Source organism: Arthrobacter sp. P4_F11, from assembly GCF_056401395.1.
Genome location: NZ_JBFUJK010000001.1, coordinates 310,457 through 331,214, shown reverse-complemented (window position 1 = coordinate 331,214; position 20,758 = coordinate 310,457). Strand labels below are relative to the sequence as shown.

The following is a 20,758-nucleotide window of genomic DNA, read 5'->3' as shown; positions in this document are numbered from 1 at the left end:
GCAACGCCGGGGCGCAGCCTGTTGGCTGCGCCCCGGCGTTGTCAGCTGCCGCACGGCATCAGTGCGCCTGGACGTCCGCCGTCTGGCCATCCGCCGGCTGGCGGGAGGTGAACGGCAGGACCAGCCTGGACTGGTGGGCGGCGTCGCGGTAGATCTTGTGGGTGACGGGCCGGCCCACCGGCAGGTGGAAGGCGTCCGGCGGCAGCAGCGCGTTGTGCTCGTCGGCCAGCGGCTCCCCGTTGGAGAGCTCTGCGGTGAGCTTGTGGCCCGGCTTGAAGGTGTTCGCGAACGGATAGAGGCGCAGGACGTACTCCTCGATCGTCCCCGGCTCCACCGGCACAGTGCGGGTGTGCGGGTGGTGCGGGTTGCCCTCGGTGCTGCGGTCGTCAAGTTCGCGGTGCGAGGCCTTCAGGTATCCGCTGGTGATCAGCTGGCGCGCGCCGGTGGGCGCGTAGTCCCACAGGCGGAGGATGAAGTTGGTGTCCGGCTGGTCGATTTCGGCGAAGATGTGCGCGGCACCGGTGCCGATCATCTCCGTGTCCTCCTCGAAGGCAGGGGTGGACCAGCTGATGATCTCCACCTTGTCGGTCACTGTCAGCGGCGCCTGGTAGAAGCCGTCCGGGGCGGCGTACTCCGCGCCCATCAGCTCGGGCTCGGTCGACAGTTTGTGCCGCGGGCGCAGATAGAGGGACCTGTACTCGACGTCCTTCGGCGGCCACGCCTCCGCAGTCACCAGCTCACGCGAGCCCTCCACGAAGACGCTCACGGCCGGCTCGTCCATGACGCCGTTGTCGATGCCCTTGATCCAGTAGTCGTACCACCGGAACATCTTGTCGTGTTCTTCGATGAAGGGACGCGACTGCATAGGCGGGTACGGGCCGATGTCCAGCTTCTTGGGGCCCTTCAGCTCGTTGAACAGCTCAATCGTGCCGTCCATCGTCCAGCCGCGGCCCTGGTCGATCTGCAGGTAGACCGGGATGTCGATGTTCGGGGCCAGCGTGATGGGGTTGCGCTCCTCGTACCAGTCCCCGTCGAGCTCGTTCATCACAATGTCGAACCAGGCCTCGTGGTTCTTCGGGTAGTTCAGGACATGGACCAGGTTCGGCCAGGCGGCCACGTCGGGATCCTCGAGGCGCGCGGCGACGAGCTTCTTCAATTCCGCGGGGGAGTACTTCTCGATCATGCGGGACTTGACGTTGTCGGTGAACGCCCAGCCGGAGTCGCCGCCGCGGCCCTCGCGTGCGGCACGCGGCATGAACCACATGATGCCGCCGTGGTAGGTGGTCTCGTAGAAGTCGTAGTGGCCGCCGGAGACAAAGATCGCCTTCAGGTGCGGCGGCCGCTCGGCCGCTGCCAGCACCTGCATGGAGCCGAAATAGGAGATGCCGACCATCCCGACGTTGCCGTCGCACCACGGCTGCCCGGCGACCCACTCGATGAAGTCGTAGGCGTCCTGGCCAAGCGACACGCCACCGGCGTTGTAGTTGCCGATATGTTCGCCGCCGGAGTGGCCCGAGCCGCGCAGGTCGCCGATGACGTGGACGTAGTCCTCTTTGACGATGCGGGCGATGTCGCCGGCCTCGATGCAGCCGTCCCACATCGGGCTGGGGCGCCGCTGTGGCGGGGTTGTGAGGGCCAGCGCCTGCAATTCTTTGCCGTAGGGGCTCAGGGCCACGAGGGCGGGGCGCGGTTTGTCCCCGGTACCGTGATAGGCGTCCGCGGCGAGCTCGACGCCGTCCCGCATCGGGACCCGGAGGTCCTTGCGGACGGCGATTTTCTCTCCGCCGGCATCCAACATCTTCAGGTCATCCATGGGTGCGAAGCTCCTCATCTTTGGTCAGGCGGTCAAAGGCCGTGCGGTAGCCGTGGAGCGTCGTGAAGAACGGGGACGGCTCGAGGCTGGGGTCGCCCGCGTAGCCGAGTTCCGCGGCGACGCGGGCGAAGGGCGAGTATGGCGAGTACGTCTCCTGGAGGCCGTCGCGAAGGTACCGGCGGGCGGCGTCGTCGATTCGGGCCTCGAGGTCCAGGCTTTCCTGCAGGGCGTTCCGGGCCGCCTCACGGTCCAGTTCAACGCCGTACGGCACGCCGTCAGCGCCCCGGTACGGGTGGCCCAGGTACAGGTGTTGCGGGCGGACGACGTCGCGCAGGTACTGCAGGCTTGAGCGGTAGGCGGCCGGATCCTCGTAGCCGGGGAAGCCGTTGGCCGCTCCGTGGATCTGCACGGCGTCGCCGACGAAGACCGACTGCTGCCCGTCCACGACGTAGGCGACGGACCCGGCCGTGTGGCCGGGGATGTGGTGGACCGAGACGGTGACGTCCCCGCCCAGGGCGAGGGTCTCGCCGCCCTTAACCAGCATGGTCGGCTCCATCTCGCCGGAGATGACGTCGTTCGCGGCTTTCGTCTGCTCCTCGACGGCATTCGGATTGTCGATGTACTGCTGGCGCACGTCCACGTACTGGTCGACGTGCGCGCGCCGGGAGCGCAGCAGAGGCGCGTCGGCCTCGTGGATCACGACCTTTGCGCGCCGTCCGGTGAGTTCCCATAGGGCGTGCGCACCGCCGAGATGGTCGATGTGGCCGTGGGTCAGCAGGATCCAGCGCACATCCTCGATCCGGCGGCCGATCGCCTCCAGTGCCGGGACCATGCCTTCGGCAGGCGAAGACGCGATCCCGGTGTCGACAATGGCGGGCTCGGGAGCGTCGATGAAGAAGCTGTAGAGTCCGAACCGGCCCCACGGCGAGACCAGGGGATGAACAGCGACTGGCCCCGTCATTGCCCGGCCCCCGCGTTCAGGAAGTCGCCTGCCTCTTCGAAGGCACGGTAGAACTCCGGGATCCAGGAAAAGTTCTGGACGAAGCCGTGGTTGGCCCCCGCGTAGCGGCTGACGGTCGCCACGACGCCGGCCTCCGCCAGCCGCTGGCCGTAAAGTTCGCCCTCATCGCGCAGGGGGTCGTGCTCGGCGGTGATGATGAGCGCAGCCGGCAGGCCTGCGAGGTCATCGCGCTTGATGGGGGAGACGAGCGGGTCCGCCGGGTCCGCCCCGTTCTCAAGGTAAAAGGAGTTGAAAGGCTTGAGGCCCGCCGTCTCCAGTCCGAATCCTTCGGCGTTCTCCCGCAGCGAGGCGTAGCGGTCGACGTCGAAGTCCAGGTCCAGGGACGGGTAGAAGAGGACCTGATGCGTGATCCGGTCAAACCCGTCGTCGTGGGCTCTCGCGGCGACGGCGGCGACGAGGTTGCCGCCCGAACTGTCGCCGGCGATGGCGAGGTTCTTCCCGTCCCAGCCCAGGCTCGTACCCTGCTCGGCGGCCCAACGGACCACCCCGTAGCAGTCGTCGAGGCCGGCAGGGAAAGCGGCCTCAGGCGCCAGGCGGTAGCCGACAGAGATGACCTTATGACCGGTCTCCTTGGCCAGGGCCCGGGCAACGTGGTCGTGCGTGTCCAGGCTGCCGAGGAAGAACGCCCCGCCGTGGAGGTACACCAGAAGCCCATGAGCGTCGGCCCCGGCCGGCGTGTAGATCCGCACGGGCACCTCGCCCGGTGGCGTCACTGCGGTGGCGTCCTCGACGGAGTGCAGCGGCAGACGGTCCGCCAAGGCGGGAATTTGCGCGGCCTCGCCGGCGCGCATGGCCCCGGGGTTCAGCGGCGACCCGTCGGGCGCCGGCAGGGTGCTGAGGATCTTGGCAATTTCGGGATGGATGGTCATGGGTCAGGCCTTCGACTCTGCTGGTGCGTTGACGGCGGCGGGCTTCTGGGACGTGGGCTTTTGCCCCGGGAAGACGTCATTGACCTCGTCCTCGGTCCACCCTTGACGCGAGATGCGCTGCAGCTCGTCCGTTACCGGCTTGCGGGTTGCCTGGAACAGGGCCAGTGCATCCTTGACCGTGCCGGCCTCCGCCAAGGCATCGGCGAGCGCGCCGGCATCCTCGATGGCCGAGTTGGCGCCCTGGCCCTGGTGGTGCAGCATCGAGTGGGCCGCATCGCCCATGAGCACGACGGAGTCCGTGTGCCATGTGTCGACCGGGTCGATGTCGTAGACGGCGCGGATGTTGACGGTGTCCATGTCGAGGCCGCGGGCGATATTGACGATCCGCTCGTCGAAGCCCTCCACCGTCGCCACGAGGTCATCCTTCGTGATGGTGGGGGCCCAGGTGCTGTCCGGGCACAGTGCGGTGATATCGAAGGACATCTGGTTGCGGTGGCGCAGCGGCAGCAGGTAGACCTTCGTGCCCCTGCCCATGTACATCCGCAGGTTGTCGTCCACCACCATGCCGTGGGCGTCGTCGGCGGAGATCACAGCGCGGTAGGCGTGTTCGCCGGAGAACACCGGGCCCTTGCCGCTGAAGAGCTGCTCGCGCACGACTGACTTGATGCCGTCGGCGCCGACCACCAGGTCCGCCTCGACCGTCTTGCCGTTGGTGAAGGTCAGGACGGAGCGGCTGCCCTTGTCCTCGATGGTCTCCAGCTTGTGGCCAAGGTGCACCATGCCCTGCGGCAGCACGCTCAGGAGGGCATCGATGAAGTCGCCGCGGTGGATGAGGTGGGTCTGGCTCTGCTCGCCGAACTCAGGCCAGGTGTCCTTCATGATCGGCTCACCCGTGGCGGTGAGGATTTCGAAGTAGTCGCTCGGGGAGCTTACGTTCGCGATCGTGTCGAAGATGCCCCACTGGCTGAACCGGTGCATGGTGGCAGGACGCAGCCCGATGCCGGCGCCGACCTCCCGCATCTGGGATGCCTGTTCGTACACGCTGACGTCGGCACCGAGCAGGCTCAGGGCCTTGGCCGCCGCTGCGCCGCCGTACCCTGCGCCGACGATGGCGATCTTGAGGTTCTTGATGTCTTCAGCCTTCATGGTTTCATCTCTTTCTTGACTCTTTCTGGACCCGGGCCATGTGTGGCGGAACGGGCAAGTTGTGCTGGCCTGTCCGGGATCAGGCGTGAAGGGACAGGAACTCGGCCGGGTTGTCCTCAAGCAGGAGTTTGACCGTGGCGTCGTCGATGCCGGCCGCGCGCATGTCGGGGATCATGTCCTCGAAGATGTAGTTGATGGTGTGGCCCTTCACGCCCGGCCAGCCCAGCGGACTGCAGTTTGCGTCCGCCGAGACGAGGAGCTTGTCCGCATAGCCCTTGTTCACCAGGTTGACGAAGTGCTCCATGCGTTCGGCACGTTTGCGGCCCCAAAACGGCGGATCCGGCAGCTCGAGGTCGTAGCCGAACGTGTCGAAGCCGATGCGGCCGCCCTGCTCGTAGATCCAATCGTGCGGGGTGACCGGAGCGTTCAGGCCGTCGTCGGCGTGGCCGAAGAGCACGCGGTCCAGCGGGAGGCCCTCTTCGTTGAAGATGTTCACTGCCGGTTCCGGGTCGATGGCCAGATGAGTCAGGACCGGAGCGCCGGTGACGACGGCGGCGCGGGCCGCGGCCCGGTAAATGCGCTTGTCCAAGTCCGTCATGCGTCCGCCGCGGCTGACGCCGACCTTGATGACGCCGGCCTTGGCGCCCGTGTTGCCGATGCCGACGGTGATCTCGTGGATGAAGACCTCCGTGAGGTAGTCCACGCTCGCGCGGGAGAAGTGCGGCAGGGCGGTGTCGCCGCCGACGAAGCCGGTGCAGGCAACGATGTGCACGCCCGTCTTCCGGGACAGGGACTTGTAGTAGTCGACGTCGCGACCGTTGCAGATGCCCGTGGCGTCCACGAAGGTGCCGCCGCCGTATTCGCGGAACTTCCGCAGCTTCGGCACGGTTTCCTCGTAAGCCTGCTCCGGCGACTTCCACCATTTGGTGTCCAGTTCGGACCCGGGCATGCCGTAGCCGATGTGTTCGTGGACCGCCACGATTTCCAGTTCTTCGGCCGGGATGGTTCCCAGCACGGTGTTGACCTTGGTCATTCGTTCACCTCATGGTTTCGAAAGCTTGTTGTGGGTGGGCCGGGGCGTGCTTAGTGCACGGTCAGCAGGTTGCGCGGGTTATCCACGAGGATGCGCCGGGCGTCTTCGTCGCTCAGTCCGTGGGCCTTGAGGAACGGCACGAACGTCGTCAGGACGTGGCTGTAGGGCAGGTTGTACTCCGGCAGACCTTTGGCAACGCCGATCGAGTTGCCGGAGAGGATGATCCTGTCGGCATGGCCTGCCTTGACGAGCCCGAGCACCAGTTCGGCGCGGTCATGGTCGGTGAGGTAGTCCGCGTGGTCGTTCAGGCCCACGTGGTCAATGCCGACGAAGGCGCCCCGGCCGGCCACCTCGATGGCGGAGCCGGCAGCGTCCTTGCGGTCCAGGTCGCCGACGAGCACCCGGTCGGCTCGGAGCTGCTCGTCCAGGACGATGTCCAGATCGTGCAGGACATCGTCGCCGAAACGGATGGAGACCGGGACGCCGGTGTTCCTGGCGGCGCGGGCGGAGCCGCGGAACAGGCTTTCCTCGGTCGGGGTCATGCCGGCGCGGTCGGCAATGGTCGCGACGATGCCGGCGGCGGCGCGGCGCTCCACCCGGGGAACCACCATCCCCTCAGTGACCTCCTTGCCGAAGAGATCGGCGAACTTGTCGGCCGGCCACGGGGTGGGCGGGTTGGTCTGCGGCGTCAGGAAGTATCCGCCGAGTTCTTCCTCCGGGCCCAGGCCCGTGGAGGCGACGATGTGGACGCCGGTGGTGCGGGACAACGCCTCGTAGAGCTTGAGGTCGCGGCCGTGGAACATGCCCGTGCTGTCGACGATCGTCTGCCCGCCGTGCTCGCGGAAGTCCGCGAGCTTGGCCGCCAGGGCCTCGAAGATCTCCGCCCGGTCCATGGAGATCTCAGGGGCGTACTGGGCGCCCGGGACCACTGACAACAAGGCCTCATGGAGCGCGACAACGCCCAGCTCCGCGGCAGGGACGGGGCCCAATACGGTATTGACGGTTTGCCCGGTGGGGGCGTGGAACGCGTCCCCGCTATCGACGGGTGTGGTGTGACTCACTTGGCTTCTCCCTTGAAGATCGGGTGCTGAATACAGGGGCGCCGCGGTGCCTGACCGTGCCGTAGCCCCGTTGCGGTGTAGCCAGCATCACACCTTTCTTTACATCGTGTCAAGAAAACAGACGCACCGTACAAGTCCCTTGGATGCCGGTACATTCATGAAATAAACGTTGAGTACATTTTCTTGACATCCTGTAAAGATTGACATCAGACTGTGGTGAGAGCCACATCCACCCTCCGCCTGCCGGCTCTTGCTCCGGCAGGGCACCAGTCATGGCGCATCACCGGAGAATCGACCGGAAACAAAGGAGTTTCATCGATGAGTCAGACCATTTCGGTACCGAGCCGCGGCTCGGTACGAGCGACGTTCGTGGCCGCCTACAGCGCGGTCACACTGGCCCAGATCACGAACGCGCTGCCGGGCGCCCTCAGCGGCACGTTCGCCGCGGAATTCCATACTTCAGGCGCGGGCCTGACCTGGATCGCGGGCATGTTCTTGATGGGTATTGTCGTGTTCGAGCTCAGCTGGGGCCTCCTGGGTGACCTGTTCGGACGCAAGAAGCTTCTGTACATCGGAGCCGGGGTCAGCATCGTCGGCTCCGTCCTGGCAGCGCTGGCACCGACAACTGAGATGATGATCGCCGCCCAAGCCGTCGGCGGCATCGGGGCGGGCATCCTGTTCCCCATCTCGCTGTCCATGATCGCCGCGATTACGCCGGATCACCGCGCACGGGCGAAGGTCATCGCCACGTGGGCCGGGTTCCTGTCCCTCGGCGCGGTCATCTCCCCAGTGCTCGCTGGCTTCACCGCGCAATTCTTCACAGTGCCGGGTGCTGCGCCGGGTGCGCCGAACGAGTTCAGCGGCTGGCGGGCGGCCTACCTGGTTGCGGCCGCCATTGCCGTGCTCGTACTCCTCGTCGCGCTCCGGGCGAAGGACTCCGCAGCAGCCGAGGGGCGCAAGTTGGACATCCCCGGCCAGATTACGCTCGCGCTCGGACTTATCGCCGTCCTCTACGCCACGGTGACAGCGGTTGATGCCGGCTTCGGCAGCGCCCAGGTGATTGCGAGCTACGTCGCCGGCGGAATCCTCCTGGTCTCCTTCATCGTCATCGAATCACGCACCGCGCAGCCACTGATTCACCTGTCGCTGTTCAAGAACAGCGCCTACTCGATCACCGGCATTGTGGCGGTCACCGGCATGTTCGCCTTCCTCGCGATCTGCTTCAGCACCAGCGTCGCCGTCAGTGGACTCGCGCTGGCCGAAACCTGGAAGGTCGGTGTGCTGTTCGTCTTCATCCAGGGCCCGGCATTCGCCTTCATCCCGGTGGTGGGGTGGCTCATCCACCACGTAGCACCGCGCTGGGTGCTTACCGCGGGCTTCGTCCTCATGGCAGTCTCCGGTTTCTGGCTCTCGACATTCGCCCTCGGCACTCCGGAGGCCTTCGGCGGCACCCCGTGGACGGCCTTCATTCCGCCGCTCCTGCTGTTGGGTATCGGATTCGCGCTCACCGTCGGTTCCGTCACCGCTGTTGCCATCAACACCGTCCCGCCCCAGCAGATCGGCATGGCTTCGGCGACAACGAACCTCCTGCGCGACCTCGGCTTCGCCCTCGGCCCCGTTGTAGGCTCAGCCATCGCCTTCGGCATCGGAGCCACGGCCTTCGCGGGTCCCCTTGCCGGGATCCTCGGCGGGGCGGGGCTGCCCGCAGAGGCCGTCAGCGGGCTGGCGAACGTGCCGCCGCTGGGCTTCCTCGCCGGCTGGGACGGGGTCATCGCCCAGTTCTCCGGCCAGGCACTGGCCGGCGGCGCGCCCACCCCGGCGGTCGACGGTATGGTCCAGGCCCTCAACGCCGCACAGCCGCACATCCAAGGCGTGGCAGGGACCTCACTGGGCCAGGGGTTCCAGGCTGTATACCTCACCGCGGGCATCGCGGCGATCCTCTCCGCCACTCTCACCCTCTTCATCTCTGCCCGGTCCTCGGCGCCGGCGCCCGAGGCCATCGCTGAGACCATCGAAGCAAACGCCGAAGCGATCGTCCAAGCCTGACGGCTTCCGGCCCCGACCTGACCACCTACCATCCACAAGGAGAACACTGTGACTGCACCCACCGAATCCGTCATCGACATCTGGGACGACGACGTCCTGGTCGACCCTTACCCCACCTACGCCGCGCTCCGCGAGCAGGCCGCAGTGGTCCACCTCCCCAAGAACGACCTCTACGTCCTGACGCGCTACGACGTCATCCGCGATGCGCTCGGCGACCCGGAGACCTTCTCGTCCACCAGCATCGGCTTCAACCCCATGGTGAACGAGGCGCTGCAGGGCACCTCGCTTGCCTCCGACCCGCCCGTCCACACGCAGCTCCGCGCCACGCTGTCACAGAACCTCACCCCCCGGGCGCTCCGCGGCCTGAAAGTCGTCATCGACGAAAAGGCGGACAAGCTCGTCGCCGAGCTCGCCGCCAGCGGCAGCTTCGAGGCCATCGATTCCCTGGCGCGGGCCTTCCCGATCGAAATCGTTGCCGACCTCATTGGCTTCAGCGGACACGTCAAGGACAACATGCTGCGCTGGGGCCAGGCCGCGATGCAGGTCATCGGCCCGCTGAACCAGCGCACCCAGGAGAGCTTCCCGATCGCCGGCGAACTCTACGGCTGGTGCTCGTCGGTCACCGCAGAAGACCTCACACCCGGCTCAATCGGCCGAGGTATTTTCGATGCCGAGACACGCGGCGACATTCCCCAGGGCTCTGCGGGGCACATCATCCACCAGTACCTGGGAGCCGGCGTTGATACGACAATAGCGTCAATCGGGAACATCATCGCGCTGTTCGGCCGCCACCCGGAGCAGTTCGAACTGGTCCGGAAGAACCCGGACCTGGTCCCCGCAGCGTTCGCCGAAGTGCTGCGCTACTGGGCCCCGGTTCACATCTGGGGCCGCAAGGCAATGCGCGACGTGGAGATCGAGGGCGTCACGATTCCCGCAGGTGCCCAGGTGGGCATCCTCTTTGGGGCCGGCAACCGCGACCCGCGGCACTACGGGGATCCCGACACCTTCGACGTGATGCGGAACCCGGTCGACCACCTGTCCTTCGGCTACGGACCGCACGGCTGCGCCGGCCAGGGCCTGGCGAAACTGGAAGCGCATGCGATCATTGAGGCGCTTGCCCGCAGGGTGAAAACGCTGACGGTCTCCGACGAGGTCCGGGAGCCGAGCAACATCACGCGGAGCCTCGAGTCGCTCCAGGTCGCCAAGGTGGTGGCAGCATGAGGATCCAACTCGACCGGCCCCGCTGCGAGGGACACGGCCTCTGCGAAGAAGCCGCGCCGCGGCTGATGCACCTCGACGATGACGGCGAGCTGGTACTCGACGTCCCGGACGTGGAAGGGGCTGACCTGGACGCCGCGAAGGCAGCGGTGAGGGTCTGCCCGGTTGCCGCACTGCGTTTGGCCGCGGCATGACGATGCGAAAGATCGTGGTGGTCGGCAACGGCATCGCCGGACTCACGGCCTGCGACTCACTGCGCTCGGCCGGCTTCGACGGCGAGCTCACTGTTGTGGGCGCTGAGCGCCACCAGCCCTACAGCCGGCCGGCCCTCTCCAAGGCGCTGCTGCACGCTGTCGATGACAACACCGTCGACGGGAACAGCGACGGCGGACTCCAACCCCATGTGCTCCCCGAGCCGACTCACGAGGCAACGGAGCTGCTCGGAGTCAGCGCCACGGGCCTGGACGTCGAGGCCCGGCTGGTGCGCCTGGACGGGGGAGGGGAGCTGCCGTATGACGGCCTCGTCATCGCTTCGGGTTCCCGGGCAAAGCGACTCGGGGCGGGTGCGCAAAAGACGCAGAAGAAGGGAGCAGCCGGACCGCAACGGGACGGCTCCCACCGGGAACTCACCCTGCGCACCATCGAGGATGCGATCCTCCTCAAGGAACGCGTCGCATCGCGCCCGTCGGTTATCGTGATCGGCGGCGGAGCGCTGGGCATGGAGGTCGCGTCCGGTTGCGTGCACGCGGGCTGCGAGGTCACCCTCGTCTCCGACGGCAAGCCCCTGGCGCGTCAGCTCGGCGACCATCTGGCGGATATCTTCACCGCCGCCGCCATCCGGCGCGGACTGCGCGTGGTCGGCGGCGGGAAGGCCCGGCTTGTCGATCACGGTGCCGGGGCAAAGGTCGTCCTGGCCAACGGCACCGCGCTGGAGGCCGACCTGGTGGTCACCGCCATCGGGGACGCGCCGAACATCGGCTGGCTCTCCGGCTCGAACCTTCTCATCGACGGACAGCTGCGGGTCGATTCCCGCGGCAGGCTCCGGCCGGACATCGTCGCCGCCGGCGATGTGGCGTCCTTCCCGACCCGCCGCGGGGTGGAACGGGTGCCCCTGTGGACCAGCGCCATCGACCAGGCCAGGATCGCCGGCGTCGGCCTCCTCAAGGGTGACGCGGCGCCCGAGTTCGACTTCCAGCCGTACTTCTGGACGGAGGGCTTCGGCCTCTCGCTCAAGTCGGCGGGCTTCGCGCCGGCTGTCGGGCCTCCCGACTACTGCGAGCCCGGCGGGGCCGAGGACTCGATGCTGCTTCGCTGGGACAACACGGACGGTTCCGGCACCGCCGCCGCGCTCAACTACCGGATCCCCGTCCCCAAGCTGCGCCGGTTCGCCGACGCCGGTCCGGCCGCGCTGCGTGCGGCGGCGCCCGCTCGAACCTGACGCCGCACAACACCGTTAGGATTGATCCATGTCGTCGTTGCGAGAAGCCCAGAAGCAGCTGACCCGCGACGTGATCGTCGAACGGGCGCTGGAGCTCTTCACCGAGAAGGGGTACGCCGCGACGACGATCGATGAGATCGCCGCTGCGGCCGGCACCACCCGGGTGACTTTTTACGCCTATTACCCCACGCGCGGCGACCTGATGCGGGACTTCATGGCCCGCGTCAACGCCGTACTGGACCGCGCGGCCGGCCCCGAACGGGGATCGACCGCGGCCGAGCTCGTCGACGTCGTGCGTGCGGGCGAGCTGGCGGGCATCCTGGCCTGGCTGGAGTCGCGGGCGGCGCTCTGGCCGGTCTTCCGCCCGTACCTCGACGTGCTCGAGGAGGCCGCCGCCATCGACCGCGAAGTGCGCGCCTTGGTCGAGGGATGGCATGAGGAGGTCATTTCGGACCTCATGCGCGGAATGGAGCTGGCAGGGCGCTTCCCGGAGGAGACGCACCACATTCGCGGCACCCTTGCCTTCACCTCGCTCGACTACGTGGCCACGCTCTGGACCCGACGGAAGTTTGAACCAAACCGGGAACACGCCCTCGAGGTGCTCGCCGATAACTGGTATCACCTGCTCTGCGACGAAGGCTAAGCCTGCCCTCGCAGACGGACGCCTATGCTTATGGAATGGAACGCATTGGCGCAGGCGAAGCACTGGACAAGGCCGTCGACCACCGGGCCCTGGCCGTCGCCGTGATCGACATTTCCGCCGACGTCCGGCGGAAGTCACACAATGACACCGGCGTCCGGCCGCTGTCCAACGGCGTGCTGGAAATCCTCCGCGTCATCGAAAGCAACCCCGGCATCACCGTCGCGGAAGTCGCTTCCCGTCTGGGCCGGCAGTTCAGCAACGTCAGCGTCCAGCTGCGTGAGCTGGTCGCCGCAGGCCTCGTCACCAGGATCCGCGACGCCGCGGACAAGCGCTACGTCGCCCTCCACCCCACGGCCGAATCCCAGCGGATCAAGGCGCTCCTCGAGGGTGCCTGGGCGGGGGCGCTGGAGTCGGCCAGTTCCCGGTTGCTGCCTGCAGAGCGCGAGCAAATTGCCGCCAGCCTCCCGGCCCTGCAGCGCCTCGCCTCGATACTGTCCGAACCCGAGTAACCCACATCACCCCCCTCCACGGTCACGATCCGTCGCCCTCGATAGTTATACTTTTATAAGTATTACTACTTTGGAGGATGGGACATGGGTATGGCAACACAGTTGGAAGAGGCAGTCGTCCGGCGGGGGAGCAGGCCGGGGAACCGCTGGTGGGCGCTGGGGTTCCTCGCCCTCGCGCAGTTCATGGTGGTGCTGGACGGCACGATCGTGAACCTGGCGCTGCCGCGTCTTCAGCTCGAGACGGGGATCAGCGACTCGACCCGCTCCTGGGTGGTCACCGCCTACGCGCTGGCCTTCGGCGCGTTCCTGCTGCTCGGCGGACGCATTGCAGACTTCTGGGGCCGCAAGCGGACGTTCCTTGTGGCCGCCGTCGGCTTCGCCGCCGCGTCCCTGGTCGGCGGCATCGCGCAGCAGCCCTGGGAGCTGATCGGCGCCCGCGCGCTGCAGGGCGTGTTCGCTGCGCTGCTGGCCCCTGCTGCCTTGGCGCTGCTGACCGTCGCCTTTCCGGGCGGAAAGGACCGCGGCACGGCGTTTGCGATTTTCGGCTCCATCACCGGCGTCGGCGCGGCCGCCGGTGTCCTGCTGGGCGGGTTTTTGACCGAACACGTGAGCTGGCGCTGGTGCTTCTTCGTGAATGTGCCGATTGCCGCCATCGCCCTCTTCGGCGTGTGGTCCCTGGTCAGTGACAGCAGGGCCCAGGGGTCCACCAAGTACGACTGGCCCGGGGTTATTCTGGCAGCCCTCGGCCTGGGATCCCTCGTCTACGGCTTCACCAACGCCGAGCACGGCTGGGATGCCCCCGAAGCCTGGGGCTTCATTGCCGCCGGTGGAGTTCTCCTGGCAGTCTTCGTCTTGGTCGAGACCAAAGTCAGGCATCCGCTCCTGCCGCTGCGCGTGGCCACCGAACGAAACCGCGCGGCCGCCTTCCTGGCGTCGTTCCTTTCCGGCGCTGTCCTCATTGGCGGCATCCTGTTCATCAACTTCTACATCCAGATCGTGCTGGGCTTCGCTCCGTTCCTCGCCGGGCTGGCTTCGCTGCCGATGACGGTTGCGGTAATCATCACGGCAGCGCTCGTCGCGAAGAACCTGCCGAAACTGGGGGCCAAAATCCCGACCACCGTGGGGCCGGTCTTCATGGCGGCTGCGATGCTGTGGCTCACCCAGGTCAGCGCCGAGGGCAGCTACTTCGTCAACGTGCTCCCCGCCCTGCTTCTCCTGGGCGTCGGGCTGGGCATGGTGTTCGTGCCCATGCAGAACCTTGCCCTGTTCGGCGTGGACAAGGATGACTCCGGTGTGGCCAGTGCGTTGGTCAACGCCTCGCAGCAGATCGGCGGCTCCCTCGGCATCGCCTTGTTCAGCACCATCGCCGCAGCAGCCACGGCCGGTGGCGTGACACTGGCGGCCCTCTCTGCAGGTTATGCCTTGGTGTTCCTCTGGGCCGCAGGCGTCGCGATCCTGATTGCCCCGGTAGCCCTGCTGCTCATTAACATCGACCGCGAGACGTTCACCGGATCAGCTGGCGATACTCCAGTCGTGCACCTGGGCTGACGCAACCAGGCACGAAAAGCGGAAGGCCCCCTCGCCGAGGGGGCCTTCCGCTTTGACGGCTGTTGAGCCAGTGCTCAAATCCAATTCGGGGCGGCTGGAGCCGTCCCGTCGTTCGCTTCAGTGCCGGGCCCGGTAGCTGTGACGCCGCCATTGCCGCGGCCGGCGGCCCATTCGACGACGGCGGCCAGCGGTCCGGAGACCACGGTGGGGGTCGCCGACGCCGTGTCCCCGAACGTGAGGTCGCGGTCGGGGACCTTAACCACGAGGCCTTTGTCGGTGCCGCGGGTGTGCCAGGCGCCGGTGATGTCCGCCAGCAGCCGTTCCAGCACCGGTGCCGGGATGTCGGCGAAGCTCGCGCCGTTGGCGAGGTCGACGGCGTGCATCCAGACTTCGCGGCTGCGCATCCACACCGTTTCCGTGGCGGGCACTTCCCGGCCCTGGATGGTGCGGACTTTGTGGTGCCAGGCGTCCCCGGGCAGGTCGCGCCATTCGACGTTCAGGTGCACGGCCGAGTGGTCGAAGAGGTGCCGGAGCGCGATCGGGCTCAGCGTGGCGCCGAAGTCGATCTCGTGGTCCCGGACCGCAGTGGAGGCGTACATCGGGGTCTCCACTCCGGTGGCCGCCCACTCGATGAGCCGGGCGATCGCCCGGGCGTTGTAGCCGATGTGCGCCGTGATGTGGCGGCGGGTCCAGCCCGGCAGCAGCGAATCGCCGTCGAGCTCCGAGTCACTGAGTTCATTGAGCTTGCGGGCGAAGAACGCCGTGCCGCGCCGGGCCTGCAACAGCGCCGCGAGCAGTTCCGGGTCCGTCGTCTGGTCCTGGCGGGCAACCATCAGGCTTCCTTGATGACGCGGTTCTTCAGCTGGCCCAGTCCCTCGATGGTGGTGACCAGGACCTGGCCTTCCTGCAGGTAGCGCTTCGGGTCCTGGGCGTGGCCCACCCCGCCCGGGGTGCCGGTCGCGATCACGTCGCCCGGGTTCAGTGTGATGATCGTGGAAATGTAGGAGACCAGGAACTCCGGGGTGAACACGAGATCCCCGGTCGGGGTGCTCTGCTGGACTTCGCCGTCGACCGCGGAGGTCATCAGCGGGCCGGCGGTGAACTCATCCTTGGTGACCAGGGCCGGGCCGAACGGGGTGGACTTCTCCCAGGTCTTGCCCTGCAGCCACTGGATGGTGCGGAACTGGTAGTCGCGCATGGACACATCGTTCAGGACGGCGTAGCCGGCGATGTGGTCCGCGGCGTTGGCTTCGCTGATCCGGCGGCCTTTTTTGCCGATCACGACGGCGAGTTCGGCTTCCCAGTCGACGGCGTCGGATTCCTGCGGCAGGGCCAGGTCATCGTTGGGGCCGATCAGTGATTCCTGGTACTTGGCGAACAGGGTGGGGAACTCGGGGACTTCCCGGCCCATTTCCTTGATGTGGTTGCGGTAGTTGTGGCCCACGCAGATGATCTTGCCGGGGGAGGGGACCACGGCGTCCAGGTCGGCGCCCTCGGCCGGGTACGTGGCGCCGTTCGCCGCCTTCGCCGTCGCTTCCCAGCCCTGGGTGCGGAGCAGTTCTCCGACGTCGGCGAAGCCGTCGATCTCGGTCAGGGTGTCGCCGTCCTGGCGGACGGCCTTAGTTACTGTTTTGTCTCCAACAGAGGTGCGGAGGGTGAGGAGTCTCATTACTTGTTGCGTCCTTCGATGTAGGTGCGGTTGAAGTTCAGCCGTTCAAAAATGGGGGCGTCACTGAAGCGGAACAGATCAAACTGGGTTCCGGCCTGCAGCGACCATTCCTGCCAGGACGGGACCACGAAGAGGTCGCCCTTGGCCAGGGTCCTGGTTTCGCCGTTGAGGACCACGGAGCCGGAGCCTTCGAAGACCTGCCAGACGCTGGAACCGACCTCGCGGACGGCCTCGGTGCTGGCCCCGCCGCGCAAGCGGTGGAATTCGGCCCGGATGGTCGGCATCACGTCCCCGCCGGTGGTGGGGTTGGTGTAGCGGACGGCGGCGTGGCCCTGGGACACAGTGGCCGGGTGGCCCTCGTCCTCGAGCAGCAGCTGCTCGGACAGGGCACGGTCCGTATGTTCCCAGCGGTAGGCCGCAATGGGGGAGCTCGTGGTGTCATCCAGGCCCGACAGCGGGCGCAGGCCCGGGTGCGCCCAGAGCCGCTCGGAGCGGGAGATGTCCGGGGTGGCCTCGTCGGTGACGCGCTCGGTGCCGAATTCGAAGAAGCCGGCGTCAGCGTAGTGCACGAACGGGATGTCCAGGCCGTCGATCCAGGCCATCGGCTCATCGGTGTCGTTGTGGTGCCCGTGGAAGTTCCACCCCGGGGTCAGCAGGAAATCGCCGCGGGACATCCGCACCGGGTCCCCGTTCACCACAGTCCAGACCCCTTCGCCCTCGACGACGAAGCGGAACGCGTTCTGCGAGTGCCGGTGCTCCGGAGCCGTTTCCCGGGCGCCGAGGTACTGGATGGCCGCCCACAGCGTGGGGGTGGCGTACGGCGTCCCGGCCAGGCCTGGATTGGCCAGGGCAATGGCCCGGCGTTCCCCGCCCCGGCCCACCGGGACCAGATCGCCGGCACGGGCAGCCAGCGGGTACAGGTCGCTCCACCGCCAGACGTGGGGGACCGCCTTGGGGGTCGGGACCATCGGCATGAGGTCTGCGATCTCGGTCCACAGCGGGATCAGGTTTTCGCGGTCAAAATCCCGGTACAGCTCTTTGAGCTGGGCAGCTTCTTCGGGCGTCGGCTCCGGAGCAGTGTGCCCCGCGGCCACTGATTCGTGAGTCGTGTTCTCGGCGCTGATGGACACGTGGGCCTCCTCGGTAGGTCAGAACAGTTCTTTGGCGTAGTTCGACTCTACGGATGCCGGTGTGTGACCCCCAACATATTCTGCTGGTCAGAATTCCCGGAACCGGGCGGCCGCGGTGCTCAGTCCGGCTCGGCCGGGTTGGCCGCGATATCGATCTCCAGTTGCCGGCAGGTTTCCCGCAGGGCGGGGACCAGTCCGGCGTCAAACACGCGGCGGAAGCGGGTCGCCGGAGTGGCGACGCTGAGTGCGCCGACCACGTGCCCGTGCCGGTTGTGAAGGGCCATCCCGAGCGCGCTCACGCCCTCTTCCGTGCCTTCGAAATTGGCCGCGAATCCGTTGCTGCGGACGGAGTCAAGCTCGCGCAGGAACGCCGGGTACTCCGCGGCCGCAATGGTGTCCCCGCCAATCTCGGCATTGTTGCTGCGAAAGAGCTGGTCGATCATCGGCTGTTCCAGTTCGGCGAGCATGGCCTTGCCTCCGGACGTTTTGTTGGCGGCCATCACCGTCCCCTGCCGGTCACCAACCCGCAGCACATTGTTCCCTTCCACCGTCGCCAGGAAGCGCACTTTCGTCCCCACGCGCACCATGAGGTTCACCGTCTCGTTGAGCCGTGCAGAGAGAAGCTCCATGTGCGGCTGGGCCAGTGACCGGAGCAGCCGGGTCCAGCTCAGGCCGGCCGGCCCGACGCCCATTGCCGGGCCGGGGACATAGCGGCGGTTTTCATCCTGCACGGCGAAACCCCGGTAGACCAGCATCGCCAGCAGGCGGTGGGCGGTGGAGGGCGCCACGCCCAGCTCCTCGGCGGCGTCCTTGAGCCGGAGTGCTCCGCCGTCGCGGAGCAGCTGGAGGAGCTGCAGCGCGTTGTCCACCGCCTCGATGGAATAGGTGGGCCGTTTCTGGACGGGCTTCCGGGCCGCTCTGCCGGATGGGTTGTTCTGCACATCAGAATTGTATTGTGGTTCACCTGCGGCGGCTAGGACAGTGAGTGGCATGAATCACACACAATCTGTTGCAGTGCCGCAACGGTCTTCGCCGGGGGCCCCTGCCCCCTCTACCGTTGGTGGGCCTGCATCACGGTTCTCCAAAGGCTCGGCAGCCGCCGTCCTGGTCTGCTGGCTGTTGGTGGTCTTCGATGGCTACGACCTGATCGTCTACGGCACGGTCCAGTCCTCCCTGATCTCCGAGACCGGTTGGGGGCTGACCAAGGCCACCGCCGGGACCATTGGTTCCATGGCTTTCGTCGGCATGATGATCGGGGCAATCTTCGCCGGCCGGATGGCCGACTCGTGGGGCCGCCGCCGCACCATCCTGGGCTGTGCCATCGTCTTCTCGATTTTCACCATCCTCTGCGCCTTCGCCCCCAACGCAGCCGTCTTCGGGGGGCTGCGGCTCTTGGCGGGCATTGGGCTCGGTGGCCTGGTGCCCTCGGCGAACGCCCTCGTTGCCGAACTGGTCCCCACTAAGTGGCGGTCTACCATCGCCACCCTGATGATGTCCGGCGTCCCGATCGGCGGGTCCATCGCCGCCCTCGTCGGCATCCAACTGATCCCTGCTTTCGGCTGGGAGTCCATGTTCCTCGTGGCCGTGCTCGCACTGATGATCGTGGTGCCTCTTGGACTGAAATACCTGCCCGAGACGCTGGCCCCGGTCAGTGCCGAGGACAGGGGAACTCGCAACCTCAAAGAGCCGATCGGCTTCAAGTCTCTGCTCCGCGCCCCTTACCTGGGGGTGAGCCTGCTGTTCGCCCTCGCGACGATCGCTACCCTGTTCGCCTGGTACGGGCTGGGAACCTGGCTGCCCAACCTCATGCAGCTGGCCGGGTACAACCTGGGCTCAGCCCTGACCTTCGCCCTGGCCCTCAACCTGGGTGCGGTGGCCGGCTCGGTCATCACGGCCTGGGCCGGGACCCGGTTCGGCCCGATCCCGACGGCGATCGCCGCGGCCGCCGTCGCCGCCGGCGCGCTCGTGGTCCTGGTTACGGGACCGCCCGTGACGGTCGTCTACCTCATGCTGGTCCTCGCCGGCGTCGGCACCCACGGCACCCAGTGCCTCATCATCGCCGCCGTCGCGAGCCACTATCCCGGGCACCTGCGGGGGACCGCGCTGGGCTGGGCGCTGGGGACGGGCCGCATCGGCGCCGTCGCCGCACCCCAGATCGGTGGCCTCCTGCTGGCTGCCGGACTGGGCGTCAATTCCAATTTCCTGGCCTTCGCCGGTGCAGCCGCGATAGCAGCGGTCCTGCTGGCCGCCGTCGGGCTCAAACTCAAATCAAAACTCTCAACCTCCCCTTCACTCACAGGAGCAAGCAATGTCTGAGCACGTCCCGTCCACCAGTTTCCTGTCCACCGACGGACTGTCCACCGATGTCCTCGTCATCGGAGGGGGAATGGCCGGATTGGCCGGAGCCCTTGCGCTGCGGGAAAGCGGCGCCAACGTCACCCTCGTGGAGCGGGCCCCCGAATTCGGCGAGGTCGGCGCTGGGCTGCAGATGGCGCCCAACGCCTCCCGCGTCCTGAAGCGCTGGGGCCTGCTGGACAAGGCCCTGGAGATTGGCGTCCAGCCCAAGCATCTGGTCTTCCGCGACGCCGTCACCGGCGAGGAGCTCACGCGCCAGAGCCTCGGCGGGGAATTCGAGGAACGCTACGGTGCGCCCTACGTGGTGATCCACCGCAGCGACCTGCACCGGGTCCTGCTCGAGGGCTGCGAAGCGGCGGGCGTGAAACTGGTCAACGATGTCATGGTCGAGAGCGTGGAGACCGTGAACGGCAGGGGAGTGGCCCACACGGCCGCCGGCGTGGACTACGAGGCCGACGTCGTCATCGGCGCCGACGGGCTCAAGTCCACCCTGCGCCCGCTCGTTGCCGGCGACGAGCCGGTCCCCTCGGCCTACGTCGCCTACCGCGGCACCGTGCCCATAACCGAACACACACCCAAAGCGGACCTCGAGGACGTCATTGTCTACCTCGGACCGGACTGCCACCTGGTGCAGTACCCGCTGCGCAAGGGCGAGCTGCTGAACACCGTGGCCGTTTTCAAGTCCGCCTCCTTTGAGCGCGGCGAGGAGCAGTACGGCGGAGTCGACGAGCTCGAGGCCGCCTACAAGGACTGCGTCCCCGCCGTCCAGGCTGCGCTGAAAAACCTGGGCACCAGCATGCGCTGGCCCATGTACGACCGCGATCCGATCGAAAACTGGGTGGCCGGCCGGATGGTGCTGATGGGCGACGCCGCGCACCCGATGCTGCAGTACCTGGCCCAGGGCGCCTGCCAGGCGCTCGAGGACGCGGCAGTGCTGCAGGACGTCACCAACGGCACCGTGTTCACTGCCGACGGCGTCAACCCCGCAGCCTGGGACGGCGCGATCAAGGAATTCAACAACCTCCGCGCCGGCCGCACCGCCAGGGTCCAGCGCACCGCCCGCGTCTGGGGCGAATCCTGGCACGTCTCCGGGCTGGCCCGGACGCTGCGCAACCTGCTGTTCAAGAGCCGGATGGACAACGATTTCCGGTACAACGACTGGCTGTACGGCCAGGACGGCGACGGCGTGCCGGCGGCCCGCGCGGCACACTCCGGCATGGCGGACAAGATTTCCGCCTGATCCGGGCTCCGGGCCGGGC

At 67.3% G+C, this 20,758-nt stretch carries 19 protein-coding genes; 9 read left to right on the top strand and 10 right to left on the bottom strand.

From position 1 onward, the window contains the following. Positions 1–58 precede the first annotated feature (58 nt). From AC1DRO_RS01635 to AC1DRO_RS01610, 6 genes are all read right to left on the bottom strand, one after another. Positions 59–1,813 carry a CocE/NonD family hydrolase gene (locus tag AC1DRO_RS01635; RefSeq protein WP_028276327.1) on the bottom strand — a complete coding sequence of 585 codons (1,755 nt, stop codon included), beginning with the start codon at positions 1,811–1,813 and terminating at the stop codon, positions 59–61. Then, positions 1,806–2,774: an MBL fold metallo-hydrolase gene (locus AC1DRO_RS01630; RefSeq protein ID WP_476949562.1), complete on the bottom strand. Its 969-nt coding sequence runs from the start codon at positions 2,772–2,774 to the stop codon at positions 1,806–1,808. Before AC1DRO_RS01630 ends, AC1DRO_RS01635 begins: the two co-directional genes overlap by 8 nt. Further along, the gene (locus AC1DRO_RS01625) at positions 2,771–3,703 is read right to left on the bottom strand and encodes an alpha/beta hydrolase (RefSeq protein ID WP_476949561.1); all 933 of its coding nucleotides are present in this window, start codon (positions 3,701–3,703) and stop codon (positions 2,771–2,773) included. The genes AC1DRO_RS01630 and AC1DRO_RS01625 overlap by 4 nt, the downstream gene beginning before the upstream one ends. Positions 3,704–3,706: 3 nt before the next feature. After that, positions 3,707–4,849: an FAD-dependent monooxygenase gene (locus AC1DRO_RS01620; RefSeq protein WP_476945160.1), complete on the bottom strand. Its 1,143-nt coding sequence runs from the start codon at positions 4,847–4,849 to the stop codon at positions 3,707–3,709. Between the two features lie 79 nt (positions 4,850–4,928). Next, the gene (locus AC1DRO_RS01615; protein ID WP_476949560.1) at positions 4,929–5,882 is read right to left on the bottom strand and encodes a phosphotriesterase family protein; all 954 of its coding nucleotides are present in this window, start codon (positions 5,880–5,882) and stop codon (positions 4,929–4,931) included. 50 nt (positions 5,883–5,932) lie between these two features. Next, positions 5,933–6,943, bottom strand: coding sequence for a phosphotriesterase family protein (locus AC1DRO_RS01610; protein ID WP_476949559.1), 1,011 nt, complete (start codon positions 6,941–6,943; stop codon positions 5,933–5,935). Between the two features lie 318 nt (positions 6,944–7,261). Here AC1DRO_RS01610 and AC1DRO_RS01605 point away from each other — a divergent pair, with 318 nt between their 5' ends. The 7 genes from AC1DRO_RS01605 to AC1DRO_RS01575 all read left to right on the top strand — a co-directional run bounded on the left by AC1DRO_RS01605 (position 7,262) and on the right by AC1DRO_RS01575 (position 14,345). Then, positions 7,262–8,989 (top strand): MFS transporter, encoded by a 1,728-nt coding sequence (locus AC1DRO_RS01605; RefSeq protein WP_476949558.1) that lies wholly within the window; start codon positions 7,262–7,264, stop codon positions 8,987–8,989. Between the two features lie 48 nt (positions 8,990–9,037). Continuing rightward, positions 9,038–10,210, top strand: coding sequence for a cytochrome P450 (locus AC1DRO_RS01600; protein ID WP_476949557.1), 1,173 nt, complete (start codon positions 9,038–9,040; stop codon positions 10,208–10,210). Next, positions 10,207–10,401, top strand: a complete 195-nt coding sequence (locus AC1DRO_RS01595; RefSeq protein WP_243177561.1) for a ferredoxin — start codon at positions 10,207–10,209, stop codon at positions 10,399–10,401. The genes AC1DRO_RS01600 and AC1DRO_RS01595 overlap by 4 nt, the downstream gene beginning before the upstream one ends. Continuing rightward, positions 10,398–11,645 (top strand): NAD(P)/FAD-dependent oxidoreductase, encoded by a 1,248-nt coding sequence (locus tag AC1DRO_RS01590; protein WP_476949556.1) that lies wholly within the window; start codon positions 10,398–10,400, stop codon positions 11,643–11,645. The genes AC1DRO_RS01595 and AC1DRO_RS01590 overlap by 4 nt, the downstream gene beginning before the upstream one ends. A 28-nt stretch (positions 11,646–11,673) precedes the next feature. Next, a complete protein-coding gene (locus AC1DRO_RS01585) occupies positions 11,674–12,288 on the top strand; it encodes a TetR/AcrR family transcriptional regulator (protein ID WP_476949555.1) in 615 nt (204 codons plus the stop codon). A 35-nt stretch (positions 12,289–12,323) separates the two neighbouring features. Further along, positions 12,324–12,797: a MarR family winged helix-turn-helix transcriptional regulator gene (locus tag AC1DRO_RS01580; RefSeq protein WP_476949554.1), complete on the top strand. Its 474-nt coding sequence runs from the start codon at positions 12,324–12,326 to the stop codon at positions 12,795–12,797. 84 nt (positions 12,798–12,881) lie between these two features. Beyond that, positions 12,882–14,345 (top strand): MFS transporter, encoded by a 1,464-nt coding sequence (locus AC1DRO_RS01575; protein WP_476949553.1) that lies wholly within the window; start codon positions 12,882–12,884, stop codon positions 14,343–14,345. A 74-nt stretch (positions 14,346–14,419) separates the two neighbouring features. Here AC1DRO_RS01575 and AC1DRO_RS01570 read toward each other — a convergent pair whose 3' ends face one another. The 4 genes from AC1DRO_RS01570 to AC1DRO_RS01555 form a co-directional block, all read right to left on the bottom strand. Beyond that, positions 14,420–15,178 carry a maleylpyruvate isomerase family mycothiol-dependent enzyme gene (locus AC1DRO_RS01570; protein WP_476949552.1) on the bottom strand — a complete coding sequence of 253 codons (759 nt, stop codon included), beginning with the start codon at positions 15,176–15,178 and terminating at the stop codon, positions 14,420–14,422. Then, a complete protein-coding gene (locus AC1DRO_RS01565; protein ID WP_459384731.1) occupies positions 15,178–16,014 on the bottom strand; it encodes a fumarylacetoacetate hydrolase family protein in 837 nt (278 codons plus the stop codon). Before AC1DRO_RS01565 ends, AC1DRO_RS01570 begins: the two co-directional genes overlap by 1 nt. Continuing rightward, complete coding sequence (locus AC1DRO_RS01560; RefSeq protein ID WP_243177549.1) at positions 16,014–17,144, bottom strand: cupin domain-containing protein; 1,131 nt, start codon at positions 17,142–17,144, stop codon at positions 16,014–16,016. The genes AC1DRO_RS01565 and AC1DRO_RS01560 overlap by 1 nt, the downstream gene beginning before the upstream one ends. Before the next feature lie 119 nt (positions 17,145–17,263). Continuing rightward, entirely contained in the window at positions 17,264–18,085 is an 822-nt protein-coding gene (locus AC1DRO_RS01555) for an IclR family transcriptional regulator (protein WP_476949551.1), read from the bottom strand. 49 nt (positions 18,086–18,134) lie between these two features. On the opposite strand from AC1DRO_RS01555, the gene AC1DRO_RS01550 reads away from it, so the two are divergent. Further along, complete coding sequence (locus AC1DRO_RS01550; protein ID WP_476949550.1) at positions 18,135–19,460, top strand: MFS transporter; 1,326 nt, start codon at positions 18,135–18,137, stop codon at positions 19,458–19,460. Further along, entirely contained in the window at positions 19,453–20,739 is a 1,287-nt protein-coding gene (locus AC1DRO_RS01545) for an FAD-dependent oxidoreductase (protein ID WP_476949549.1), read from the top strand. The genes AC1DRO_RS01550 and AC1DRO_RS01545 overlap by 8 nt, the downstream gene beginning before the upstream one ends. Positions 20,740–20,758: the final 19 nt, after the last annotated feature.